The 2572-nt window shown below is 41.2% G+C and carries 3 protein-coding genes; 2 read left to right on the forward strand and 1 reads right to left on the reverse strand.

Annotation, left to right across the window (positions count from 1 at the left end):
* A partial coding sequence (locus Q0E19_RS11800) for a recombinase family protein (RefSeq protein WP_294409737.1) occupies positions 1-431 on the reverse strand: 431 nt, incomplete at its 3' end.
* 418 nt (positions 432-849) lie between these two features.
* On the opposite strand from Q0E19_RS11800, the gene Q0E19_RS11805 reads away from it, so the two are divergent.
* Entirely contained in the window at positions 850-1203 is a 354-nt protein-coding gene (locus Q0E19_RS11805) for a MobC family plasmid mobilization relaxosome protein (RefSeq protein ID WP_294409739.1), read from the forward strand.
* A complete protein-coding gene (locus Q0E19_RS11810; RefSeq protein ID WP_294409740.1) occupies positions 1140-2483 on the forward strand; it encodes a relaxase/mobilization nuclease domain-containing protein in 1344 nt (447 codons plus the stop codon). Before Q0E19_RS11805 ends, Q0E19_RS11810 begins: the two co-directional genes overlap by 64 nt.
* Positions 2484-2572: the final 89 nt, after the last annotated feature.

Raw genomic sequence — 2572 nt, forward strand, 5'->3', positions numbered from 1 at the left:
AGCTTTTGCTTATCCGAAATATCCTTTGCATAGTACTCGTTCATGATGTTTTTGAACTGCGTTACCAAGCTGTCAGGATCACTGGATTTCGGTCCGTCATGTACGGAGATAAATTCTACACCGAAACGTGGAAAAATTACTCCAATGTATTGACCAACCTCAATTGTATTTCTGCCAAGACGTGACAGATCTTTTACGATAAAGCGTCCAACACGTCTGTGCTGAATGAGAGCAAAGGCTTCCTGAAAGCCGGGTCTGTTAAAGTTCGTACCTGTATATCCGTCATCTGTGACAATCTTAATGTTATAGTACCCTTTGTCGGCTGCATACTGCTTGAGCAGTGCAACCTGATTTTCAATACTCTCACCGTCTTTGCCGTCCTCACTGGAACGGCGGGCGTAGAGTATATCCAATTTGTCTGTAAAATCCATGTTCAGAACTCCTTCTTGAATCATGAATACCGGTATTCGCAATCATATTTGAACGTTCAATGTTATATCCAATCTTTTCATAAATTTATGCTGCGGATATTGTAGCATATTTGTATTCAGAAAAACCTGTAGTTGAATGTGAAAACGAACGAAAAGTGTAAATATTCAATAAACAATCGGATTTACAGCAGAAAACCGGTTGCGTTTCTCTCTAAAAATTGCGTGATATATGAGAGGAAAAGCGATGCAGAAAAGAGAATGGGCTGACACAGCTGATCTGGAGTAGCAAGCAACGATGATATGGCACGAACGGTCAGAAAATGACCGCCTGCCAATCATCCGCTTGTTAGGGAAGAATCCCTAAGACCCTCTGAATAAACACCTGATGGTGTCAATGATAAGGAGAAATCAAAGCAAAATGAAAACAGAAAAAGTGGATAAGCGGTATGTCATCAGACTGACAGAATCAGAAGCGGAGGTACTTGAAAAACGCTTTGCGTTGTCAGGAATATCCTCTGTCAGTGCATATCTTCGTCAGCAGGTCGTGAATGGAATCTATCTCGAATACGACCATGAGGAACTGAAAAAAACATGGCAGGCGGTTATGCGTGTGGCAAACAACGTCAATCAGATTGCACACAGAGTGAACTCCACAAGCCGTATTTACAAACAGGAACTTTATGAGTTGCAGGAGGGAGTGACTAAGATATGGCAACAACTTCAATCCATCCAATCCGAGTTACAGAAACTAAATCCATCCAGTATATTATGAATCCTGCTAAAGCAGCATATGTTACCCGATACGGCTGCTGGGGAAATGCAGCTGAGATTTCTGACGAGTTCAGCAAGCTGAGAAGCATGGGAAGAAATACAGGGAGTGTTCTGAGTTATCATATCATACAGAGTTTTGCACCGAATGAAGCAACAGCGGAACAGGTGCATCAGGCAGGGTTGATGCTCTGCGACAAACTCTTTCAGGGTAAGCATCAATATGTTCTTACTACGCACACGGACAAAGACCATATCCATAATCACATTATTTTCTGCAAAACCAATATGGAAAATTACAAAACGTTTGGTACACTCATGGATACAAAACATAATCCTGCATGGAAGAAAATCCGTCAGATCTCTGACGAAGTGTGCAAGGAAATGGGATTGTCTGTTGTTGCATATGAGGAAATCGGTAAGGGAATTTCGCACTATGAATGGACAAAACAGCAGCAGGGTTTATCATGGAAGGCAAAACTTCGCTATGAACTGGACTGTATCATTCAGCGTTCTGATACGTTTGAGGACTTTCTTGACAAATGCAGATTAAATGAAATCGAAGCAGTTTACAAACCAGAAAACACGATTTCTCTTAAATTTCGTATGCAGGGACAACAACGTTTTGCCAGAGCAAAAGCACTGGGATATTACTACCTTCCTGAGAATATTCAGCGTAGAATCAGACAGTTTTCATCGCACAGAAAGATGATTCTTGACCGTAGTAAATTTGATAACAGAGGTTTGCAGTATTGGGCAGATATTCAGAATATGAAGAACGTAGCCCAGATGATAAATCTGCTTGAAAGTTACAATGTTCACAGCACATCAGAGTTGAAACCGACTACCATGACCGTTATGGCACGGCGTGGAATGATTACGCAGAGCATTGAAAATCTGGATAAAAAGATAAACACTTTGTCAGAACAGATGGAACTTGTCCGACAATTTCAATACAGTAAACCGTATCATGACAAGTACAAGTCCCTTTCAGCATGGAAACAAAAAGATTATGCAAAGAAAAACGCTCCTGTACTGGAGATGTACAAGAGCGTTGGAAGTCAGTTAAAATTATTGTATCCGGACGGAAGCTTTCCGTCAGAAACGATGCTTGACCGTCAAAGGCAGGCGTTGTATGAGGAACGGGAAAAACTCTATGAAGAATACCGCTACCTCAAAAAAGAGTATGCTGATTTGGATAAGGCAAATCAGACGATTGACGATTATCTTGAAAGTTTGCGTGATGAGCCTGAACAAAAAAGGGAAAAGGGAGAGTTAGAATAGCCATACAAACTGGAATCTGTCGTATTAGAGATACCAAACCAATCCATTTTCTGTTGCCTGAATCATTGCCCCCTTCGGTACCTTTCGCA

This window comes from uncultured Ruminococcus sp., from assembly GCF_934476685.1.
Classification (GTDB): domain Bacteria; phylum Bacillota; class Clostridia; order Oscillospirales; family Ruminococcaceae; genus Hominimerdicola.